The sequence below is a fragment of the Natribacillus halophilus genome (assembly GCF_900100185.1).
GTDB classification, from domain to species: domain Bacteria; phylum Bacillota; class Bacilli; order Bacillales; family Marinococcaceae; genus Natribacillus; species Natribacillus halophilus.
In genome coordinates this window covers 184944-207623 of record NZ_FNEN01000005.1, presented here as the reverse complement: position 1 = coordinate 207623, position 22680 = coordinate 184944, and the positions used below count along the sequence as shown (strand labels likewise).

Below are 22680 nucleotides of genomic sequence, written 5' to 3'. Positions count from 1 at the left end.
GTTTTTTTCTGGACAGTCAAAAGTTCTCGCATAAATGTATAACTCATATTTCGCGCCCATTTGAGCACGTTTTTTAATTTTTGGCAGGAATTTGCTCTGCTCATATCAAAGTTTAAGGGAACACCAACCATGAGGTGATTCCTTTGACCCTATCACCAGAAGATCTAGCCGATATTCAACCCGTTCGTATCGGATCAACACCTGTGATCCGCCAACTGATTGATAAATTGGACTGATTGAGGCCATCGATAAGCTTTCTCCTGTCAAAGAGAAAGACTGCAATGTGTCTGTAGGAACACGTGTGGCTGCTATGATCATCAATCAGTTATCCGATCGCAAAGCGCTTTACCAGATGGAAAAATTCTATCAAAAACAAGATGTCGAATTGCTCTTTGGAGCCGGAACGAAAGCGAGCGATTTCAATAACGATGCGCTCGGCCGGGCGTTAGACGCCCTTCATGACGCGGGAATCGAGAAGGTTTGCAAGACCGCCGTTCAGGCTGTTCAAGCCCCGATCAACCTCACATGGAAAGGCCTTCATTTTGATACCACGTCCTTTGTGTACACGGGACAGCCCAAGGACGAAGAAGACGTTTTGAAGATCGTGCGCGGCTATTCCAAAGATCACCGGCCTGACCTGCCTCAATTCAAGCTTGGCATGGGAACGACGCCGGAAGGCATTCCGGTGTATGCCGATATTTTAAACGGCAATCAAGACGATAAAAAGTGGAACAAGCATGTCTTGAATGCTTTGACCGATTGGTAGGATCCAGGACAGCTGGAACAAGCGATTTTTATTTCCGATAGCGCCCTAGTCACTCAAGATAACCTCGAAACGACCAAAGGCAAAAAAGATCAACCTGATTTTCAGTTTTTGTCCCGCCTACCGGAACATTTCAAGGTCGCCAAAACGTTGAAGGCCGAAGCCTTGGAGCAGGAGCAAGATCAGTGGGAAGAGGTCGGCACCCTCGTGAAGCGTAAAGGCGCTGCTTCTTACCGCATTTACCCTGCCCAAGCTAAACTTAACGGAAAAACCTACCGGTTTCTAGTGGTGCAATCCGACCATATGGAGGCCCAAAAAGAAAAAACCATCCAAAGCAACCTGGAAAAGGAACAGCGAAGCTGGCACAAGGATCAAGCCGAGCTGGAAAGCCAAGATTTCGCCTGCGAAGCCGACGCGGAAGAAGCGCTGACCACATTTCTCAAACATCATCGCAAAGGCTACCAAAGGCACGGTGGTTCGCGACGAAATCCCGGGCAAACGCCAAAAGCGCGGACGTCCCAAGAAAGGGGAAGCGCCACTGCCGCCCGTAACCGTTTATCGCGTCCGGTTAACGCTTCATCCGCCATCGGATCAAGAGCTCGCGACACTCCGTAAACAAGGCTCCATCTTTATTCTCGTGACCAATGTGGCCAAAGACGATCAGCCGAATGTGGAGCTGTTAAAAGCTTATAAAGGGCAACAGACGGTGGAAAATCGTTTTCGATTTCTCAAAAACCCCTTTTTGTCAGCCGGGTTTACCTATCCAAGCCCAAACGCGTTGAGGCGTTTGCGTCCGTGATGATGATCAGCACGATGGTTTACAGCCTTTTCGAATACCTGATTCGCAAAAACATGGAAGGGACCTCCGAAGCCCTGAATCAGATCGGCGGCGGGGGTCGCAGAAGCTTTCGCCCCACGGGTGAGTCTGTGTTGGAACTTTTAGATACCGTCGACATCCTTCATATGGAGATCGACGGCCAACGTCGGCGGTTCTTCCCGAAGCCTTATGAACCGCAATTGCCCCGTATCCTCGGTTTGTTAGAGATGGATGCGAGCATTTTTACGGAACCAAGGAGCTCAAATGATGTCGAAAGCCGTCACCAGTAACCTTGAGGCGGTCTTCGTTTGTCTTTCTAATGTCGAATGACCGGGAATAAACGCGCCTTTTGTTGCATTGACTGATGAATCAGCTACCATCGGATAGGGGTAACACTTTGGACATCAGAAATGATTGGGGCGCATGGTCGCTAGCGCGAAATCTGGGCTAAACGGCAATCAGGGTGATAAAACTTGGAATGCGAAAGTCATGAAAGCCTTGAGACAATGGTACGAGCCCGATCAGTTGGCGCAAGCGGTTTTTATTGCGGACAGCGCGTTGGTCACTGAAGACAATTTAAAAACCGTTCAAGGCAAGGGGGATCAACCGGATTTTCAATTTTATTACTCATCGACCTCTAAATTGATAACTACCAAGGAGGACTCACCATGAATTATACACAAAATGAAAAGCTCGCTCAAATCACCCCGGAAACGCTCATCATTGGCGTCGACATCGCCAAGAACAAGCATGTCGCTCGTGCCATTGATGATCGCGGCTTCGAATTTGGGAAACGCATTAATTTCACCAACGATCTTGAAGGTTTTGAGAAGTTTCTACGATGGGCTGAAGATCATCAGGCTAACCATCAAAAAACGCACATGGTGGTAGGCATGGAGCCCACCGGGCACTACTTTTTGAGCTTGGCGTATTATCTTGAATCGTGCGGTCATCACCTGGTGTTGGTCAATCCCATGCACGTCAAACGGCTCAAAGAAATCGATGATCAATCGCCAAGCAAAAACGACACGAAAGATGCGATGGTGATCGCTAAACAGGTGAAAGACGGGCGATACTCTCACTCCAACCTTCTTGAAGGCATTTACGCTGAATTGCGAGAAGGTATCAAATTAAGAGATCAGCTCGTGCAGTTGAAAAACCAGGCGGATGGCCGTGTTCAAAATTGGCTGAACCGTTACTTCCCGGAGTTTGAGCAGGTGTTTAAGCAATGGAATGGAGAGAGTGCCTTGGCCACTTTGCGGGTTTTTCCTCTCCCCCAAGAGCGGATCAAGCCGCGAACAGTTTTGAACTTGGCGGGGCTAGCCCCGCCAAGTTCAAAACTGGAGCATCCCTGCGAAAGAAAGAGCTTTTAACCGGACAAATGTCCTGAATGTAATATTACACTTTACGTTTGCATTATTTTCACTTTACTTTTAAAGGTGCTCTTGTAATTGAGAAATGAGAAATATCATAGGAGGGTTTTCCTTCAATAATCATTTGGCTCAATATCTCACCTAATACACTACTGTATTTAAAGCCATGACCCGAAAAGCCCCCAGCTATTAATACATGTGGAAATTTAGGGTGTTCATCTACTATAAAATTTTTATCAGGAGTTTTAGTAATCATACAAGATTTTCCCTTGATTAACTTTCCGGCAGCTCTTGGTATAAATTTTTCTAGAAAATATCGTAAATCATCTTCATCGCTTTTATATTTATTAAAATCCTCTTTCATTAAATCTGGTTCAACTTTACTTTCAGAGTCATTACGAGCAACTTTAACACCACTGCCATTGATATTAGGGAACCCATAATATTTTTGACCATGAAAACTAAAATAGAAACTGGGTAATTTAGGATATCTAAAAGAAGTATAATTAGCTTCGAACCAACCAAAAGTCTTTCGCATAGGCTGAAGAGGTAGCTCCAATGAAGAAAGTAGTTTACCTGTCCAAGCACCAGCACTGATAATTACCTTATCTGCATAATAAGTATCAGTTGACGTTTTTACAATAACCCCGTTATTGAGATAATCAATATTATCAATTTTTGTGTTCACTTTTATTTTAGCCCCATATTGAGAAGCAAGTTTCTTATATGCACTGATACACTCCTCATTTAGCAGTGCCCCGGATGCTGATTCAAAATAACCATTGAATTCTTCTGATATTGAAAATTCAGGCCATCTTTTATGAATTTCATTAGCATCTAGTTTTTCCAAAGGTAATGAGTGGTGCTCAGCACTTTTTATAGAGTTTTTAATGAAAGGGGCATTATTTTCCCCTACTAGAAGAGTGCCAGTTGGTATAAATAACGTTTTATCCATTTCTTCTTCTAATTGGTGCCATAATTCTTGTGACCTTAGTGAAAGGGGAACGTATTGTTCCCCTTCAGCAGCAGCATGACGAATCAATCGAGTTTCACCATGATGGCTACTATTTCCATGGGGTGGGTCAAAAGCGTCTATTAATAAAGTATCAACCCCATTTTTGGCTAAAAAGTAGCCCGATGCCATTCCTATCGATCCAGCACCAATAACTATTACACTATAGTTCTTTTTCATAGCAAAGAACTCCCTCCACTAGTTTTCAGCAAATTAGTGATATCTTTGTTAAGCATTCCAATGAAGTAATTGGCGAGCGGTTGATTAATAATTGCCATAAGGTAGCATTCTCACCTGTCGGTACTTTGTTCTTAGTCCTAGAGCATATAAACGATGCGAAAAGAGCTACCCGTAGACCGTATTCGGCGTCGTGCCTAAGTTATTCAGATTTAATTGTGTTTGAGAAAGCGGTGTAAAAACTCGATCTGTCATATTTCCGGCAAAAAGGATGCTGAAGTTTGTAGCCACTCGAGGGGTATTCCCTTCATACTTGTAAAAACAAACGATGCGAGACCGGTGTTTGGATTGGCTTTTCCTTTCCCGATTTTTGCCGATTCCTCCACGATGACCCGATGACCCTGGAATGTTCCGATGTCACACGGGGAATAGGCTCCTTCTCTTCGGTATAGATGGATTTTTTCAAGCAGATTACAAAGCCTTTGCCATCGTCTTCAAGGTCATCAAAATCACGGATGGTGGCATAAGCCCGATCTCTAACAGACGTGTTCATTTGTGGGCAAATTGAACAGCAACGGCAGCATCGTGCGCGTCAGTCTTTTGGAAGCCTCCATCTGGATGGGAAGCACGTATCTACGCGGAAACATGTATGCCTTTTAATTTTTAACGCCGCAACGTTTCCCGTGATAAGGTGCTCAGGGGAGGCTATTTTCGCCCGTCGTTGATTCAAGCGGACAACGAAACCGGTAGATCCAAGGATGGTTTCCCCCGTACCGGGAACCTAAAAGCTCCAATATGTCTTTGACAGCTTCATAGGGAATGCTTGTCGCTAACGTCGGGTGATCAATGGTTTTGAGGTTCGGTGAATTTGAGTTTACTTGCACTTTCAAGGTAGTTTCGCCATTGTTAGTTTGACGCCGCCAGCAACCAAAAGAAAATCTAATCGGTGCATTTCATTTTCGCACGACCTCTGGGTAATTGTGAGAACGAAAAATGTCATTGCTTTCTTCTTTAAAAAAGTTTTTTAGATTGTAGCATGAAGGCATCGCCTTTGTTGATTTTTACTTTATGGTAGTAGCGGTGCCTTCATTAGGTAGATTAAATCACAAGTCTTAATTTGGATTTAGTGAAGACCTTGATAAAGAAAAGGCAGAGATATCATGGGTAGGGCTGTCCTCGTCTATTAGTTGACTTAAAATTTCCCCTAAAGCACTGCTAATTTGAAAACCTTTCCCAGAATAACCGCCAGAAATATAAACATGGGGAAATTCAGGGTGTTGATCAATAATCATTTGTTTGTCTGGAGTATTAGTTATCAAGCACGATCTCCCTTTTTTTAATTTTCCTGATGCTTTTGGTAAAAATCTGTCTAAAACATTTCTTAAATCTCCTTCGTCACTAGGGTATTTCCCAAAATCTTGTTTCATCAGGTCAGGGTTGATTTTCATTTCAGAATCCGTTCTACCAAGCTTAATTCCATCTCCGTTCATATTCGGGAAACCGTAATAATGTTGATTTTCAAAATCTAAATGAAAGCATGGTAGCTGTGGATGTTGATGTGACAGATCATTGGTTTCAAACCAAGCAAAGGTTTTTCGTACGGGTTGCAAAGGTAAATCTAATGAAGTGAGAATTTTTCCAGTCCAAGCTCCTGCACAAACAAGTGTTTTGTCAGCATAATAAGTGTTTTCTTCGGTTTTCACAATGACTCCACTGGTAAAAGGATCAATAGATTTCACGCGAGTATTTGTTAGTAATTTCGCTTTACTTTTTGATCTAAGCTCCCTATATGCCTTTATACATTTTTCATTAAGAAGTGCACCAGATGAAAACTCGAAACAACCTATAAAGTGTTCAGGGATTGAAAAGCCTGGCCAATTTTTATTAATTTCATGTGCATTTAATACTTCTAAAAACTGAGGGTTCCTTCTGCCTTCAGCAACAATTTTACTTACAAAGAGTGAACTAGCTTCTCCTACTGACAATGTTCCAGTTGGAATAAATAATGTCTCTTCTAGCTCCTTTTCTAAATTAAACCATAATTCTTGTGATCTCAAGGCGAGCGGTATAATATATTGGCCTTCTTCATTAGAAACATGAGAAACATGTCTAATTAATCGTGTTTCCCCATGGTGACTTGCCTTCCCATGCGGAGGATTAAATTCATCAATTAGTAAGGTATCTACACCTTTTTTAGATAAATAATACCCTGTTGCCATTCCAACAGACCCAGCTCCAACGATAATCACACTATAATTCTTGTTCAATATTTACACCTTCTTTCAAAGTTTAATTTAGCCTTTGCAAAATAAAATAAGTTAATTATATATTAAACATTTATAATGGTAGTTCAGTATTTGATCAGGATGCTTTATCTCTTTCATATTGACTTAAAGCTTCATCTTGTTCCTCTTTATTCAGTTTATAAATACCAATTCCTGTATAAGCCAGAATTACAGCTATTATAGGTGTGATATAACATAGTATAGCCCACATCGCATAACCGTCACTTCCGTAAATAGAAACACCTAATGTACTTGAAAAAAACACACCTGCTGCACTCCAGGGCACCAAAGGCCCAATCACCGTTCCGGCATCCTCTAAACTTCTTGAGAGTGTTTTTGCAGCCATTCCAGCTTTTAAAAATGACTTTTTGAACATTTCTGGTACTAAGAGAAATCCAATGTATGAAGTACCGGAAAATAAAAATGTGAGAAGTTGGGTAAACAGCGTCGTCACCACGACAGGACCGCGTTTTCTAACCCTATTGACTAACGGATTTAGTGCCCTATTTAAGAAACCTACCTCACTTATAATAGACATATATGCGTAACCACAATAAATAATGATGATCACGTCTAACATCGACACAAAGCCTCCATTATTTAGCAGCTCGAGTGTGTCCGAAGATAATTGTTCCGGGCTTATACCAGGGATCATACTAACATTAAATCCACCTGAGACCGCCATAACCCCGTCTTCTAAAGAAAATCCTTGATAAGTTACACCTATGATCAATGCGGTAAAACAGGACAAAAGCATAATTGGAACTGGAGCTTGTCTAAATATCGCCCCAAGCAGAATAATGACAAATGGAACCAACAATATAAGATTCCAGGAAAAAATATTTTCCAAGTCATTCAATAGGGCGTAATCACTAACAGCGGTATTTTGAGTAGAAATATTCATATTCCTACCAGCAATAAAATAAACGATTAACGTAATAATTGTTGCCGGAAAGGTAGTCCATGTCATGGATCTAATATGCTGATAAAGATTTACTCCACTAGTTAACGAAGCTAAATTCGTTGTTTCCGAAAGAGGAGACATTTTGTCACCGAAAACAGCCCCACAAATAATAGCTGCTGCGGTTATATCTAACGGAACGTCTAAGCCAGCCGCTATACTTATTAATGCTACACCTGCTGTACCACCAGTTCCCCAAGCAGTCCCAGTTAAAAGCGAAAAGATCATGCAAATAACAAAGGAAGTTATAAACATGTATTCAGGGTTAATAATTTCCATTCCATAAAATATCAACATGGGGATTGAGCCACTGAAAGTAAATGTCGCTATAATAAATCCTATTATCCAAATAATCAAAATAGCAGGTGTGGCTCTTCTAAGACGCTCACCTATAGCTTTTTCCATATCAGACCAAGTATAGCCAAGTCTCCGGGCTAACAATCCTGCACAAGCTGCTGATGCCACCAACATAATAGCAACATCAAGATCAAAAAGAAAAAAACCGCCAAAAACAAAAATGACCATAAAAGAAAGTGCAAGTAGCGATTCAGCTAATGATGGGTTTCTTTTTTTCATAAAAGATACCTCCATTTAAATAATTAGGCTCTCGTAATCAACCGAGGTTGGTATGGCAAAGGTTTCCTTACCCCGCCGGGGAGGATCACCATATCACAATCCTCTATATCAGATGTAGCATTTTAATCTGGTTCATTATCAACAGCTTGATAAATCTCCCTTCTTTGTTTTCAAATAAGATGAACGGTAGGTCCCATCCTTTAGAAATAGAAGTAAAACTGACATGTTGGGTGTCGACGTTGTTGCAATGTCAAGAGAGCCATCTTATGTACTTTCAATAACTGCTCGATCCTTAATCATCATGATATAGCAATTTCTCCATTTAATTTTTCCTCCACAAGTTTGGCAAATTTATCGACGCCTTGAGAAACTGGATGATCCGAAGCTTTTGATTGGCCTACATCTAATTAAATCGTCTCTGTCTCAGTATGTTGATTAACATCATTATTTCACAAGCTATGGTAAGAAATAAGAATATCGCGGAGATAAACATTAGTGATATCTTTATCATAAGCACTTTCCACATCATTTAAACTTTTGGTAGCGTTTGCACAAAATCTCTTATACTCCACTTAACCAATGTAATCACAATCAAACTAATATACGAGTAAAGAAAATATTGAGTGCCTCTATATCATATTAATGTATTTTCCTGCTTAGAAATAACTTGTAGACCTGTAAGAATAGCTAAACGGAAAATATCTTCAGATGAACACCCTCTGGATAAATCATTAACAGGCTTACCTAACCCTTGAAGAACAGGGCCTATAGCACTGAACAAGCCAAGCCTCTCTGTGAGCTTATAACCTATATTTCCGGCATCGAGATTTGGAAAGATTAAAACATTTGCCCTACCTTTTAGTGGGCTGTCTAGTGTTTTGCTATTTGATACCTCAGGGTGAATCGCGGCATCAAGTTGAATCTCCCCTTCAGAGGGCCAATAAGGATGTTTCTCCATAAATAACTCATATGCTTTTTGGACAGTTTCAGTTTGTTCAGATATGGATGACTTTTTCGTGGAATAACTTAAAAACGCAACTTTAGGAGAGACATCAAACATCGTTGCAGAGTGTGCGGTCAAATAGGCGATTTCTGCAAGCTCTTCACTATTGGGTAAAACATTGACGGCGCAATCCGAAAAGAAATACACTTGTTCGTCTTTTATCATTAAGAAGTAACTGCTAAGACGATTAATGTTTGATTCCATCCCTATTATTTTAAGAGCTGGTTTGATGATTTCTGGTGTTGGGAATTGTGCTCCTCCCACAAGGCCATCGGCTTTCCCGTGTTTGAGAAGCATCATAGCATAGTAGTTGGGTTGTAAGAGGAGGTCATCAATCTGATGTTGGCTGTACTTTTTGGCTAAAAGTTCATAAGCTTCATCACGAAAGGGGATTATTTTATTCTCATCAGGCTCAATAATCTCCAAATTGTGATTGCTTGCATAATCATCAATAACACCTTTTGCTCCCAAAAGAAGAGGTTTAATGATTTTAGACTTTTCAAGTTCAATAGCTGCGTTTATTACACGTTCATCATTACCTTCGGGGAATATGATCTTGGGACAGGTTTGTTTTACTTTTTCATATATGGTTTCAAAAAAATCCAATTAGAATCCTCCAATCATTCAATTAGTAGCTACGATGGAAGTAAGGTTATGAGCAATATAACAAAAAATACTGCCATCTAGTGATTTGAATATTTTAATTAAATCATTAAAAATTATAATTAATTACAAGCTTCCTTTGATTAATACGTGATGAATCCTCCTAATAAATAGACCATCAGTAAACTAATAGCTGTCACAGTAAACGCGGCCCCCATACCGATGTAAAAGGGTTTAGCACCCAGGTTCTTAAACATTTGAAGGTTTGTAGATAATCCTACGGCAGCCATTGCGATCCCAAGGAAATATTCAGAACCAAGTGTATTAAGAGATTCCCAGATTGTTTGCCATTGATCTGGGGGAAATATCCCGAATGCTAAATGGTTTTCTTGTATGCCAGTATCTCCAATGGTTCGAACAGCAGCCATAAGAAGGAAACCAACAACAAATAAAGGGATCAATTGATACCATTTTTTCCCTTCTCCTCCTTCTGCTGCTCTCATTGATTTTTTCAAGTAGTAATAGGACATTATCGGTACTACAGCGATAAGAAGTGTGTTTCTGGTTAATTTAGAGATCGTGGCTACATCGACTACCTCATTGCTCTGAAATATTTGATCGTATATTAACGCCGAACCGGCTACTTGAGCCGTTTCATGAATAGCTGTTCCTAAAAACAAACCAGCACGTACTGGATCGTCGGCAAAAAGCAAATGCGCTAGGTAGGGATACAAAAACATGGCCATTATTCCAAAGATGGTGATACTTCCAATCGAATAAGTGATTTCTTCTTTATTGGCTTTAATACCTGGCGCCGTCCCCACGATTGCCGTTACCCCGCATATTCCTGTACCTACGGCCGTTAACGTTCCGAGTCGGTGGGATTGTTGCAGTTTTGTCGTAATCCAAATCGTTACAAATAACCCTGTCAAAACGCACATTAAAATAATTGGAATGCCCCATGCTCCCAGCGTTATCACATCTAAAAAACTTAAACGTATTCCTAGAAGGATAATTCCTGCTTTCAAAACAATCTTGACCGAAAAATTAACTCCTTCTTGAAAGATGTCATGTAAACCAATGATATTTCTTATGAGAATCCCCATGATAATCGCGACAAATATCGCAGAAATAGGACTACTTCCTTCTCCTTCTATTCCCTGTAAGTATTGGATAAGAACCCCCAGCCAGTCCGCAATGTACAAAGCAGCTACCATCACTGCAAGACATAACATAAGTCCAGGGATTAATCGTAATGTTTTTTTTATTATTCGCTGCATATCACTCTCTCCCTACCCCAAAAAGCTTTCTACAACTAATTGTATAAAAAATAAGAGAAGAGTGGTTATAGAGATGTCAGAATGGAATTATTACGATAAGTAATATAAATGTATTCGAAAGCAATGAACGGGTGGAAGGGCATATTAGAACACTATATTCCGATAAAAAACATTGCATCCTTTGGAAACTTAATATACAATAAAAATACAAAATACCGTACATTAAGGAGCTGGATAATGAACGGAAGCTGGGCAAAGTTATATTCCAAGAATGGATTGGCCGCGAAACAGATCGCTGGCAAATTGGTGAACCTGGATGTTGGGCAACGAATCCCACGAGTCACTGATTTTGTTCACGAATTTTCCATGGGGAGGGGAACGGTTCAGGGTGCGCTTAAATTATTAGAGGAAATGAAAGCGGTTCATCTAGAAGCGCGGGGGCACTTGGGAACGTTTATCGCGCAAATGGATACGCAAAAGTTACTCGAAATTGCAGGGATTGGCCCACTTATCGGGGTGATGCCGCTACCGTATTCGCGTAAATATGAAGGGTTGGCTACAGGTCTGGTAGAAGGGTTCGAGCAGCAACATATTCGTGCGAATTTGGCCTATATGCGCGGGGCAGGTCAAAGAATCGATGCTTTAAAATCGGGCCGTTATGATTTTGCCTTGCTATCTAGAATGGCGGCGGAAAGAGTAGTGGAAGAAAAACAGGGACTGGAGGTTGCCTTACTTTTTGGCAAAGACACCTATGTTTCCGGGCATGAGATATTTTTTCATGACCCCCAGGCCCGCCAAATAGAGACGGGAATGAAAGTCGGAATCGATCATACGTCCCCGGATCAATATTTATTAACAGAATATGAGTGTGAGGGACTGGATGTCACATTCACTGACGTCAACTATATGCAACTGTTTGAGATGCTAAAACATGGAGAATTGGACGCGGCGATCTGGAATAAAGACGAGGGACGCGTTACTCAACTAAATCGTTCGGCGTTTCGTTCCCCACCAGCGAAAGCATTGTCTCAAAAAGTGAGCGAGGCTGCGTTAGTCGTAGAGAAAGATCAAGTCGAGACAAAACATCGTATCAAGCAGTTGGATCTGCAACAAGTAAAGGACATCCAGCAAAAAGTGGAACAAGGGACAGTTCACCCACGTTATTAAAATACTAAATACTGTATATTGGAGGCGAACGATTGATGGTACAAGTGCAAGAGCGTCTACAGATTCTTTTGGAAGGAGATGTGATTACAAGTAAAGCTTCCGAAATGGCTGCTGAGGCAGCCGATAGAATGGGTGATCAGGCTCCCCAGGCGCAGCTCGATATGCTTATCACTCATCTTGCTACCGCTTTAACGCGGATGGAACGGGGGGAAGAATTGGAACCTCCGCCGGAAGTGCTGTTCAATGAAGTAGCACAGTCTCCGTATTTGTCGAATGCAAAGGAAGAAATCAGCTGGTTGGAAGATCGCCTCGGCAAAACATTGCCTGAGGAAGAGCAAAAGTTTTTGCAGATCCACTATGTATCTATTTTTCAGGAATTGGGAGGAGAATAACATGAGGGTCGTTATTGGTGGTCAGGTCGATAAAAAAGAAGTGGAAGCGTTGGTTAAGGAACATGGGGAAGAGATTACGACGTCCGTGAAGTCAGATGTGGAAGCGGCCATGGCGATTAAATCAGGGCAAGCGGATATTTATGTTGGCGCTTGTGCGACCGGCGGCGGTGGAGCGTTGGCGATGGCTACGGCGATTCTCGGAAAAGACCAATGTGAAACGGTATCGATGCCGGGGCGAAAACCGGACGAGGCCAAGATTAAAGAGGCTGTGAAACAAGGAAAAAAGGCGTTTGGGTTTACGGCTGATCACAAGCGGGAGGCTGTTCCTCTCATTATGAATGCCCTCTTGAACAAATAAGTGATACGAACGATCAAAGGATGAAAGGATGAAACGGGATGGAAATGATCATTATTATTTTGGTCGGGGCTTTTGGGGCAATATTAGCTAATCGAAATATCGCCGTCTTTAATGATGGTTTGCGACCCATTGTTTCCGAGCATATTGATGGGAACATGAGCCGCAGGGATTTGGCGTTAACCGCGTTTGCCATGGGTTTTGGTCTGGTGATCGGTTTTGGTATCCCATTTACGCTCGCAACTAGCATTATTCTGATCCATGCTATTTTTCTCGGTACCGATATCATAGGACTTACCACCCCTAAAAATCGCTGGGGAACACCGGTGGCCGCCATTGTCGGAGGTGCTTACGGCGCTGGCATATGGGTCGGACTTGAATGGTTTGTGCAAATGTTTGAATACTTGCCGGTCAATTTTCTTGAACCTATGGAACAAGTCGGTGACCCGGTAGTTGTAGCCTTTATGGTATTCCCGGCGCTCGCCATTGCTTTTCAGTTCAGTATCAAAAAAGGGATTGTCGCTTTTGTAGCGGCGGCCATCGTTCGACAAATTGCTGTATGGTTGAATGAAAATGAAATGATCACCTTCGGTGGAACTGCAGTCGAACTGAATCAGGAAGGGATGGCCCTCATTGTCGGGATGGTTTTGCTTATCGTTTTCGCCATGCGGGAAAAACCTGAAGAAGGCGGTGCGAGCATCGATCTCGCCAGTGTGTTCAGTGAAAAAGTACAAAGAATACGCAAACACGTCGTTTATTTTATGATCGTCGGTGGCTTGATCGCCGCTGCCACTAACTTGTGGATGATGGCTGGTGATCCGATTTCCTTAAATGTGTTGGCCGAGGGAAGTGACACAGACGCAGGCATCGCGGCTGCCGCCCGTGCTTTAGGTTTCATACCGCTCGTAGCCAGCACCGCGATCGCGACCGGGGTATACAGTCCGGTTGGTTTCACGCTTGTCTTTGTTGTTGGGTTATTTGCACCTAATTTTTGGATAGCGGCCATTATCGGAGCCGTTGTCATTATGGGAGAAGTCTTTCTCCTGAATGGCATTGCCCGCTTTATGGATAAATATCCGGGTGTTCGCAATTCGGGAGAGAATATTCGTAGTGCGATGACGAAATTATTGGAAGTCGCCCTCTTAATCGGTGGGGCTAATGCCGCCAATGCGATCATCCCCGGGTTCGGTTTCTTCTTCATCGCCGGTGTCTATTTGCTTAATGAGGCAGCGGGAAGACCGATCGTCGGCATGGCTATCGGCCCGGTTGGTGCGATTGCCATCGGAATTATCGCAAACATCCTGGCAGTCGTAGGGCTACTTTAATCTCAGGAGGATTCATCTATGATTCAAACAGTGACAGGAAAGATCCAACCTTCTCAACTGGGCGTCTGTGCCGCCCATGAACATTTAACGATTGATTTATCAAGAATAAAAAAAGATCCCGATACGATTTTAGATGATGAAGACGGGATGCGCGCGGAACTCGACGCTTTTTACAGGGCAGGCGGCCGGGCAATGGTGGAAGTGACGAATGACGGTATGGGGCGTAATGCCCCTTTGCTTGCTCGACTAAGCCGCGAGTCCGGCGTGTGGATCATCGCTAGCACAGGTTTTTATAAAGATCCTTATTTGCCGGAGTATGCGAAAAACTGGAACGCCGAACAATTTGCCGAGCACATTAATCAGGAAGTGCGGAACGGGATCGATGATACAGGTATTTATCCAGGTGTTATCGGAGAAGTCGGCAGTAGTCATCAAGAGATGAAACCAATTGAAGAAGAACTGTTAAAAGGGGCAGGGTTGGCCGGTATCGAAACTGGCTTGCCTGTGACCACTCATACCACACTTGGCACTCTTGGCGTAGAACAAGTGGAGCTTTTTTCCGAGTTAGGTTTGCCAATGAATCAATTGATCATCGGCCATCAGGACCTTAACTCCAATCGTCAAGAAGTATTGGAAGTTGCCAAATCTGGTGCATTTGTAGCCTTTGATACGATCGGTAAAACCAATTATCGCTCCGATGAAGATCGGTTGGATTCGCTACTTTACCTCTGGGAAAATGGATACGGCTCGCAAATTCTGTTATCGGCGGACTTGACGCGAAAATCCCATTGGAAAAAACACGGCGGTCCCGGGTATGATCTCGTGTTGACATCATTTGTGCCACGTCTTAAAGAGGCAGGACTCAAGGATGCTGATATCGAGCAAATGTTAGTCAAAAACCCTGCTGAAGCCTTTTCCATCAAGGAGGGACAACTATGACATCGCCATCGGTATTACCCACCCTCTCCGTTGAAGAAGCCAAACGTATGCAATTTCGGATCGTGCATGCCATTAGCCGTCATTTTTCTGGGCATGATATTTTTCAGGTCGGTGATGTCGGTGTGCACCCGGAAGGAATGAGGCCTCAAACAACCGCCCAGGTGGAGAAAGTGATGGCCGATGTCTTCGAAACAGAGGATGCTGCCCTTGTGAGAGGTTCGGGCACAGGAGCGATCCGAGTATTGTTAAGTGCTTTGGCGGATCCTGGAGATACGATTTATATCCACGATGCCCCTGTATATACGACCACCGCGGAGACGTTGCGGATGCTCGGTTTGAACACTGTCGTAGTCGATTATAACGATCTTGAGGCCGTACAGGAAGCGGTTCGGGAAAATAAAGGGAAGGTATTTTATATCCAGCATGCCCGGCAGCAACCGGAAGACACGTATGATCTGCAAGATTTAATCGAAACGGTGAAAAGCGAAGCACCTGATTTACCTGTTGTTACTGATGATAATTATTGTGTGTTAAAAGTTCCCGCGATTGGCGTGGAATTGGGGGCGGATTACTCGACATTTTCCGGCTTTAAAGTGCTGGGGCCGGAGGGGATTGGTGTGATTGTAGGAAGATCAGAGGCGATCGACGTTGTTCGCGGACGTAATTATTCGGGCGGCGGTCAGGTGCAAGGGCCGGAGGCTACCGATTTAATGCGGATGATGACGTTTGCCCCGGTTTCATTAGCGGTCCAAAACGAGCAAGTCGACTTTTTGTGCGAGTGTTTGAATCAGGGAAAAGTGGCGGGCATTCATAAAGCGTATGTCACAAACTCACAGTCGAAAAACGTGATCGTTGAATTGGAGGATCCAATCGCGCCCCAGGTCATCGAAAAAAGTGCCGAACACGGAGCGGCGGTGTATCCGGTGGGGGCCGAGTCACGTTATGAAATTTTGCCGATGATTTATCGCGTTTCCGGAAGTTTTTCAAAGGCTCGCCCGGAACTTAAAGAATACGCCTTGCGTATTAATCCCATGAAATCTGACGCTGATCATATCATCAGTATTCTTAGTAATGTTTTAAGTGATGTTTAGGAGGATATCATTATGTTTTTGGAGGTTACGAAAAGAAGAAATCCTGCCCTTATCAAAACCGGAGCACAGCTACATCAAGAAGGGATCATTCCTCCGAATACGTATGTGATTGATATGGATGTGGTAGGGAACAATACGCGAGCACTATCAAACCGCGCGAAAGCACACGATATCGAGCTTTTTTTCATGACAAAGCAATTGGGGCGCCTCCCCCATTTGGCGCGATGGATTGCTGAGAATGGGATTGAAAAAGCGGTGGCAGTAGAATGGGATGAAGCAAAAACCCTGCATGATGCCGGGGTGAGTATAGGAAACGTTGGGCATCTCGTGCAGCCCGGGAAGCATCAATGGAAAGAAATATTGCCGATGCAGCCGTCATTGATTACGGTTTTTTCCCTGGAAAGGGCGAAGCAGGTTTCAGTGGCGGCAGAGAAGTTGGGGATGGTGCAGCCGATATTGTTGCGAGTGATAGATGTAGGAGACGATCTTTACCCCGGACAGGAGGGCGGATTCTACCTCGGCGAATTAGAGGGTATCCTCCCTCAACTTATCTCTTTGTCGGGGGTTCGCATGGAAGGAGTGACTTCTTTTCCTTCTTTGCGAATGAATGTTGCGGGGACAGGGGTGGAATTTACGCCAAACGTGCGAACGTTATTAGCAGCGAAAAAGCAGATGGAAGCTCATGGGATCGAGGTCCGACATGTCAACGCTCCCAGCGCCACGAGCTCCCACACGATCCCGATGCTTAAAGAAGCAAGGGTGACGCAAGGTGAGCCCGGACATGCCCTCACCGGCACGACTCCCCTTCATGCTGTGCGCGATCTAGAGGAACGACCGGCGATGATTTATGTGACGGAGGTATCTCATGAGGATGATGAGCACCACTACGTCATCGGCGGAGGATTTTATGCAAGAGGAAATACGAGCGGTGCTTTAGTCGGGAATGACCCGCAAAAGCTGATGAATCGAGAGTTAATCGCTAAGCCACAGGAACCCGATTATATCGATTATTATGGTTCGCTGTATAAAAATGGTGACGTCCATGTGGGAGATACAGCGATTTATGCGTTTCGAACGCAGATCTTTGTTACGCGGGCACATGTTGCGTTAGTACGCGGCATTCAGGACGGGAAACCGGAACTCGTTCATCTCCAGAGGAGGGGGTAGCGATGGGAAAAATGATATTGCTCGTGCTGGACGGTTTTGGCATTGGTGCGATGGAAGATTGCCGGGAATACGAACCAGCGGATTGCAACGCCAATACCTATAGGCATATTCGGGAACATTGTAGTGATTTTCAACTTCCTATCTTGGAAAACCTGGGGCTTTCGAGAGTTGCGAATGGAACGGGGACTGCCAACGCGGCTTTTGGCCGTTCCGCTCTTGCTCATCACGGGGCAGACACGTATATGGGCCACCAGGAAATAGCCGGAACGATACCGAAACGTCCCCAGAAAAGATTGATGAAAGATATTCATGATAACCTTGCGCAAGCGTTGCTGGCAGAGGGCTATAAAATAGAGTATCCATGGGAAGATCGCCCGTTGCTCCTCGTGGAGGATGCGATTGTGGTCGGTGATAACCTGGAATCTTCATATGGTAACATTATTAATCTGACCGCCGATTTTAAACGTATCCCTTTTGAGAAAGTGAAAGAAGTAGCCCGAATCGTCCGGCAAAATGTCGATACAAGTCGTGTCATTGCCTTCGGAGGGCCACACACCTCTATTGAAGATGTTTTATCTGTTGTAAAAGAGAACAACCCTGGCCAGTGGGGCGTTGATACGCCACGAGCTCAGGTTTATGGTGAAGGTTATGAAGTCTTTCATATGGGGCACGGTGTTCAAATCGAGCGGCAATTCCCGATGGTTGCCGCGCAGCATGATGTTCCCGTGTACAGAATCGGAAAAACGGCTGATGTTTTGCACGGCGAAGGCGAAGAGTATCCGTTCGTTAATACGGGAGACGTATTGCAGAAGCTGGAAGAATGCTACCGACAGGAAACAAAAGACGCTGCTTTCCTGGTGAATGTTCAGGAAACCGATTTGGCTGGACACGCGGAAGATGTCGAGTGGTACGTGGCCCTGTTGCAAGAAGTGGACGCGTGGTTGGAGGAGTTCATTCCGCAGCTTGAAGAAGATGATGTATTATTGATCACTGCCGATCATGGTAACGACCCTACGATCGGGCATTCCAAGCATACGAGGGAATACACGCCACTGCTTGTGACGGGGCCGAAAGTACGAACGGCTGACATTGGAACGAGGAAAACGATGGCTGATATAGGGGCTACGTTTTGCGATTACTTCGCGCTACCCGCGACTGAATCCGGGGACAGTTTTCTGTGGGAGTTGTATGAACGAGAATCATGATTTTTATGAAATATAACAAGGACGTTCATAAACCTTTTTTCCAGCAGATACCTTATGTGTATTGAGACTAAATAAGGGGTAAAATATATATATACAACCTTGACAAAGTCCAAATGGAAGGCATTGTCGTAGATCCATCCTTTGACTTTCTGTTTGAAGGGAAGAATAACGAATGTGACGAAAGATATAAAGACTACATCTAACTTTAACCCTCAGCTAAGTCAAGGATATATATGGGTAGCGCCTATTTGGCAAGATCGTGAACAAACATTTAAACCCCGGCCTATTGTCATCGTTGGCAACGAGAAGGCCAACGATGATTTATATTTAATCATCAACTTTCTTACCTCCCATGGAAGAAGAGATAAATTTGATGTTGCAATCAGTCATTGGGCATTTGCAGGATTGGATCGACCCTCTTGGGGACAAACGCCGTTTCGCTTTTTATCAGCGAAATTTTGGATATATCGGCGACCTCACGAATATATCAGCGATCTTAGAAATATATCGGCGACCTCGCCAATATATCAGCGAACCCTTTTAACCCCCATCCACCGTCGCTGCCGTCTCATTTTCCGGAACTACCTGCTTCTCGTCAGACGGCTTTATCCGTTCTCCGCTCTCCGGATCGAAAAAGTGAATTTTGCTCATATCAAACCCGAGTTCGATTTGATCGCCCTGGCCAATGTTGCTTCGCGGGTTGACCACTGCGGTAATCTCTTGCTCTCCGATTTTTGTATAAAGGACGGCTTCGGAACCGGTGATCTCGGCGATATCAATCGTGACTTTCGCTTTTGATTCTTGCATCGTGTCCAAGAATGCCTGTTCATCGTGTAAATCTTCCGGCCGCACGCCTAACGTAATGGCTTTTCCTTCGTATGGTTTCAAGTCCTCGCGTCGCTCTTGTGGCATTTTTAAAGACATCTCCTCGTCAAGCCAGAAATGCTGATTCCGTATCGTTCCTTCCAAAAAGTTCATCGAAGGAGAGCCGATAAATCCGCCGACAAAGGTATTTTCCGGGTAGAGATACACCTGCCTGGGCGCGCCGATTTGCTGGATGAATCCATCTTTCATGACGACGATGCGCGAGGCCATCGTCATCGCTTCGGTTTGGTCGTGGGTGACATAAATGGTCGTTGTCTTCAAGCGCTGATGGAGTTTAATAAGTTCCGAGCGCATTTGCACACGGAGCTTTGCGTCCAGGTTGGATAGGGGTTCATCCATTAAGAACACTTTTGGGTTACGCACGATGGCGCGCCCCAGCGCGACCCGTTGTCGCTGCCCACCTGAAAGCGCTTTTGGCTTCCGTTGCAAATAATCATCCAGGCCAAGCAAGCGACTCGCATTTTCAACGCGTTCCTTGATTTCCGGTTTTTTGAACTTGCGTAATTTTAAGCCGAAAGCCATGTTATCAAAGACATTCATGTGCGGATACAGCGCGTAATTTTGGAAAACCATCGCGATGTCACGGTCTTTCGGGGAGACGTCGTTAATATAATTGTCGTCGATGTACAAGGAGCCCTCGGTAATTTCCTCAAGACCGGCGATCATGCGGAGGGTGGTCGATTTTCCACAGCCGGAGGGTCCGACAAAAACGACAAATTCTTCATCATGAATATCGAGATTAAAATCAGTGACAGCGGTTACATTGCCGTCGAAGCGTTTGTAGATGTGGTCAAATTTGATTTCAGCCATGCTGGAGCCTCCTTCTTTTTCTCATAATTCCATAGTAAACGCTTTCAATCTTGGAATCTATCTGCAAAATGCCTAAATATTATGGCTGATCTTCGTCAATGTGCATGAACGGGGCGTATTCTCCTGTGAGCCAAATAGCAATATAAACAGGAACGATAGTAGAGAAATCGTTGAGGAGCGGGCCATTTCGTTCCTGGAATTTATCGAGACGGTATTGCAACGTGTTGCGATGGATATGCAGGCGTTTTGCCGCTTTGCTCAAGTTCAATTGCGATTGTAAATAGACGAATACGGTTTTTAACAATTCCTCATCGTTCTCATTGCTGATCGGACTTTGCCACTCTCGATTCACGAACAAATCTATAAGCATCTCTTCCGAAGGTGTAAAAAGAAGGCGGGACGGAAATAACGTTTTAAAATGTTGAAAGCGTGTTTGTTCTCGTTGAAAATGGACTTTGGCCACGGCTAGATTTAGATGTTGTTTGGCGCGATACATATGGATATCCAGCATGAAATCCCCTTGCAATGCTTGCAGAAAAGAAAAAAGGGAGGGATCGGCATGCTGGTTAGGTTCGCTGCCTTCGGTGATGATAACGCCTTCGCGCTCGGTGAGCCAAATGATGTTTCCACGCTGGAAAGGATCGGCGTTTCGCAAGGTGGCCGTGAATGTTTCCTGGTCGTCAGGTGTATGGCTCAAGAAAAAATGGTAAAAACGATATGGCTTGTTTTTGTCTGTGGGAAGATTTGCGTCTCCATTTAGATACGCCGCCCACTGTTTTTCACGATCCTCGTAGTAAAGGTCCGGAAGCGGAACTCGTTGCAGAAACGTGCCCAATAACGCCCGTTCCCGCGGGCTTAATTGCTCATGGGGAAGTCCGATGACTTCATAGCGTTGGGTATAGAACCAGGCGTAAGTTTCGGGGGAGGAAACATGTGATGGATGATAAACGATATGCTCGGGATAAAGCTCTTTTAATTGCTCGATCATGATGTGGATGCTCCCTCCAAAGTGCTAATGGAAGCAGGCAGGGCCTGAACAATGTCCGCAGCGGTCATGGTTTCCATTGGTGTCCCTTGCTTGAGCAGGTAATCGGCTGTATACCCGTGCAAATGAACAGCCGTGGAGATGGCGGGCTGGATGTCGGCAGTACGAGCAATAAACGCGAGAATCATCCCCGTGAGCACATCGCCGGATCCTCCTTTCGCAAGGCCGGCATTGCCGGTGGCGTTGATCCAGGTGTCCCCGTTTGGTGTCGCGACGAGCGTGCAAGGGCCTTTGAGTACGACATATATGCCATATTCGCGGGCGAAGCTTTCCGCGATTTCGAAGCGGTGGCTGTTAATTTCGTTAGGTGACGATCCGACCAATGCAGCCATTTCACCCGGGTGCGGGGTGATGATAAGTGGATGTTCGCGGGCGCGTACGTTTTCAAGCATGTCACCCAGTTGATGAATCCCATCGGCGTCAACGATGATCGGGCCTTGATAATGATCAACGAGAGTGGCGAGGGTGTCACGACCTTTTTCGTTGACGCCGACACCCGGTCCGATGGCAATGGCATCTTTATTTTCATAAAAAGATTCGATATCGCTTTCGCGGTGAAAATAGGTGGCTTCCGGGACGCGTGCGCTGACCGCAGCGATTGCTGTCTCAGTTGTGTTCACCGTTGTGAGGCCGGCTCCGCTTTTTACAGCCGCCCCGGCAGTTAAAGCAGCCGCGCCCGGCATCCTCTCGCTCCCCGCGATGATGCCGACTTTCCCGTGACTGCCTTTATGGGAAGAAGCTGCCCTTGGCTGCCAATGTGTGATGACATCGGCTACTTTCCAGACGCTCCGTCTCGTTTCCACGGTTTTTTCAAGGGCGAGCGGCGGGATGCCGATCGGCGCGACTTCTGTTTGTCCGTAGTAGTCGCGAGCGGGATATGTATAGTGGCTTAGTTTCGGTTGCTGCAAAGTGATTGTGCGATCGGCTTTTAGGGCGCCATCAGGTACAGGAGATTCGTCACCGGGCACGCCGCTCGGCAAATCTACAGCCACGACGGTTTTGCTCGCATCGTTCATTGTTTGAATGATCTCGCGATACGGTTTCCTGATTTCGCCGGCAATACCGGTGCCTAACAAGGCATCGACGATGACATCGTTTTTGTGAAAATAAACCGGGTCATAACTACTCCACGTGTAACCGACATTTTCATAGAGTTGTTTGTGCCGTCGAGCATCACCTGTAAATTTTTCCTCTGGAGGGATGACGCATACGTTGACGGTTCGCTCGGCATCTTTAAGTGCCCGGGCGACCACAAATCCGTCGCCGCCATTGTTGCCGCTGCCGATCAGGACGAGGAAATGTTCGTCTGCATGATAATGGTGGAGCAAACGCGTGGCAACAGCCCGGCCGGCATTTTCCATCAACATCGCTCCCGGCATCCCTAGTTCTCCTATCGCATAGCGATCAACCGCTCCCATTTCTTTTCCGGTTACGACTTGCATTTTCCTA

The 22680-nt window shown here is 44.8% G+C and carries 17 protein-coding genes and 2 pseudogenes; 11 read left to right on the top strand and 8 right to left on the bottom strand.

Annotated elements, in window-relative coordinates:
- Positions 1-143: 143 nt before the first annotated feature.
- The 3 genes and pseudogenes from BLS58_RS18390 to BLS58_RS08290 form a co-directional block, all read left to right on the top strand.
- Positions 144-1870 (top strand): annotated as a pseudogene (locus BLS58_RS18390) (IS1634 family transposase).
- Between the two features lie 133 nt (positions 1871-2003).
- Entirely contained in the window at positions 2004-2252 is a 249-nt protein-coding gene (locus BLS58_RS08295) for a hypothetical protein (RefSeq protein ID WP_090397853.1), read from the top strand.
- A pseudogene (locus BLS58_RS08290) lies at positions 2249-2887 on the top strand (IS110 family transposase); the annotation flags it as partial. The gene BLS58_RS08295 and the pseudogene BLS58_RS08290, both read left to right, overlap by 4 nt.
- A gap of 115 nt (positions 2888-3002) precedes the next feature.
- Here the strand turns inward: BLS58_RS08290 and solA (BLS58_RS08285) are convergent.
- The 5 genes from solA (BLS58_RS08285) to BLS58_RS08265 form a co-directional block, all read right to left on the bottom strand.
- On the bottom strand, positions 3003-4145 hold the full coding sequence (gene solA / locus BLS58_RS08285) for an N-methyl-L-tryptophan oxidase (protein ID WP_090397849.1): 1143 nt from the start codon (positions 4143-4145) through the stop codon (positions 3003-3005).
- Between the two features lie 1109 nt (positions 4146-5254).
- A complete protein-coding gene (gene solA, locus BLS58_RS08280; RefSeq protein ID WP_245723107.1) occupies positions 5255-6409 on the bottom strand; it encodes an N-methyl-L-tryptophan oxidase in 1155 nt (384 codons plus the stop codon).
- A gap of 94 nt (positions 6410-6503) precedes the next feature.
- Positions 6504-7964, bottom strand: a complete 1461-nt coding sequence (gene nhaC / locus BLS58_RS08275; protein ID WP_176764668.1) for a Na+/H+ antiporter NhaC — start codon at positions 7962-7964, stop codon at positions 6504-6506.
- A 634-nt stretch (positions 7965-8598) separates the two neighbouring features.
- Positions 8599-9573, bottom strand: a complete 975-nt coding sequence (locus BLS58_RS08270) for a phosphotransacetylase (RefSeq protein ID WP_090397845.1) — start codon at positions 9571-9573, stop codon at positions 8599-8601.
- A 140-nt stretch (positions 9574-9713) separates the two neighbouring features.
- A complete protein-coding gene (locus tag BLS58_RS08265; protein ID WP_090397843.1) occupies positions 9714-10850 on the bottom strand; it encodes a YeiH family protein in 1137 nt (378 codons plus the stop codon).
- Positions 10851-11087: 237 nt separating this feature from the next.
- On the opposite strand from BLS58_RS08265, the gene yhfZ reads away from it, so the two are divergent.
- The 8 genes from yhfZ to BLS58_RS08225 are packed head-to-tail and all read left to right on the top strand — an operon-like array spanning position 11088 to position 18491.
- A complete protein-coding gene (yhfZ, locus tag BLS58_RS08260) occupies positions 11088-12017 on the top strand; it encodes a GntR family transcriptional regulator YhfZ (protein WP_090397841.1) in 930 nt (309 codons plus the stop codon).
- A gap of 35 nt (positions 12018-12052) precedes the next feature.
- Positions 12053-12409 (top strand): PRD domain-containing protein, encoded by a 357-nt coding sequence (locus BLS58_RS08255; protein ID WP_090397839.1) that lies wholly within the window; start codon positions 12053-12055, stop codon positions 12407-12409.
- Position 12410: 1 nt separating this feature from the next.
- On the top strand, positions 12411-12767 hold the full coding sequence (locus BLS58_RS08250) for a DUF2620 family protein (protein ID WP_090397836.1): 357 nt from the start codon (positions 12411-12413) through the stop codon (positions 12765-12767).
- 38 nt (positions 12768-12805) lie between these two features.
- Entirely contained in the window at positions 12806-14089 is a 1284-nt protein-coding gene (locus tag BLS58_RS08245; RefSeq protein WP_090397835.1) for a YhfT family protein, read from the top strand.
- Positions 14090-14107: 18 nt separating this feature from the next.
- Entirely contained in the window at positions 14108-15028 is a 921-nt protein-coding gene (locus BLS58_RS08240) for a phosphotriesterase family protein (RefSeq protein WP_090397833.1), read from the top strand.
- On the top strand, positions 15025-16119 hold the full coding sequence (locus BLS58_RS08235; protein ID WP_090397831.1) for an aminotransferase class V-fold PLP-dependent enzyme: 1095 nt from the start codon (positions 15025-15027) through the stop codon (positions 16117-16119). The genes BLS58_RS08240 and BLS58_RS08235 overlap by 4 nt, the downstream gene beginning before the upstream one ends.
- Before the next feature lie 12 nt (positions 16120-16131).
- Entirely contained in the window at positions 16132-17286 is a 1155-nt protein-coding gene (locus tag BLS58_RS08230; protein WP_090397829.1) for a YhfX family PLP-dependent enzyme, read from the top strand.
- 2 nt (positions 17287-17288) lie between these two features.
- Positions 17289-18491, top strand: coding sequence for a phosphopentomutase (locus BLS58_RS08225; RefSeq protein WP_090397827.1), 1203 nt, complete (start codon positions 17289-17291; stop codon positions 18489-18491).
- Between the two features lie 540 nt (positions 18492-19031).
- Here BLS58_RS08225 and BLS58_RS08220 read toward each other — a convergent pair.
- The 3 genes from BLS58_RS08220 to BLS58_RS08210 all read right to left on the bottom strand — a co-directional run bounded on the left by BLS58_RS08220 (position 19032) and on the right by BLS58_RS08210 (position 22673).
- Positions 19032-20186, bottom strand: a complete 1155-nt coding sequence (locus tag BLS58_RS08220) for an ABC transporter ATP-binding protein (RefSeq protein ID WP_090397825.1) — start codon at positions 20184-20186, stop codon at positions 19032-19034.
- 79 nt (positions 20187-20265) lie between these two features.
- Positions 20266-21174 carry a PucR family transcriptional regulator gene (locus tag BLS58_RS08215; RefSeq protein WP_090397823.1) on the bottom strand — a complete coding sequence of 303 codons (909 nt, stop codon included), beginning with the start codon at positions 21172-21174 and terminating at the stop codon, positions 20266-20268.
- The gene (locus BLS58_RS08210) at positions 21171-22673 is read right to left on the bottom strand and encodes an NAD(P)H-hydrate dehydratase (RefSeq protein ID WP_090397821.1); all 1503 of its coding nucleotides are present in this window, start codon (positions 22671-22673) and stop codon (positions 21171-21173) included. The genes BLS58_RS08215 and BLS58_RS08210 overlap by 4 nt, the downstream gene beginning before the upstream one ends.
- Between the last annotated feature and the right edge of the window lie 7 nt (positions 22674-22680).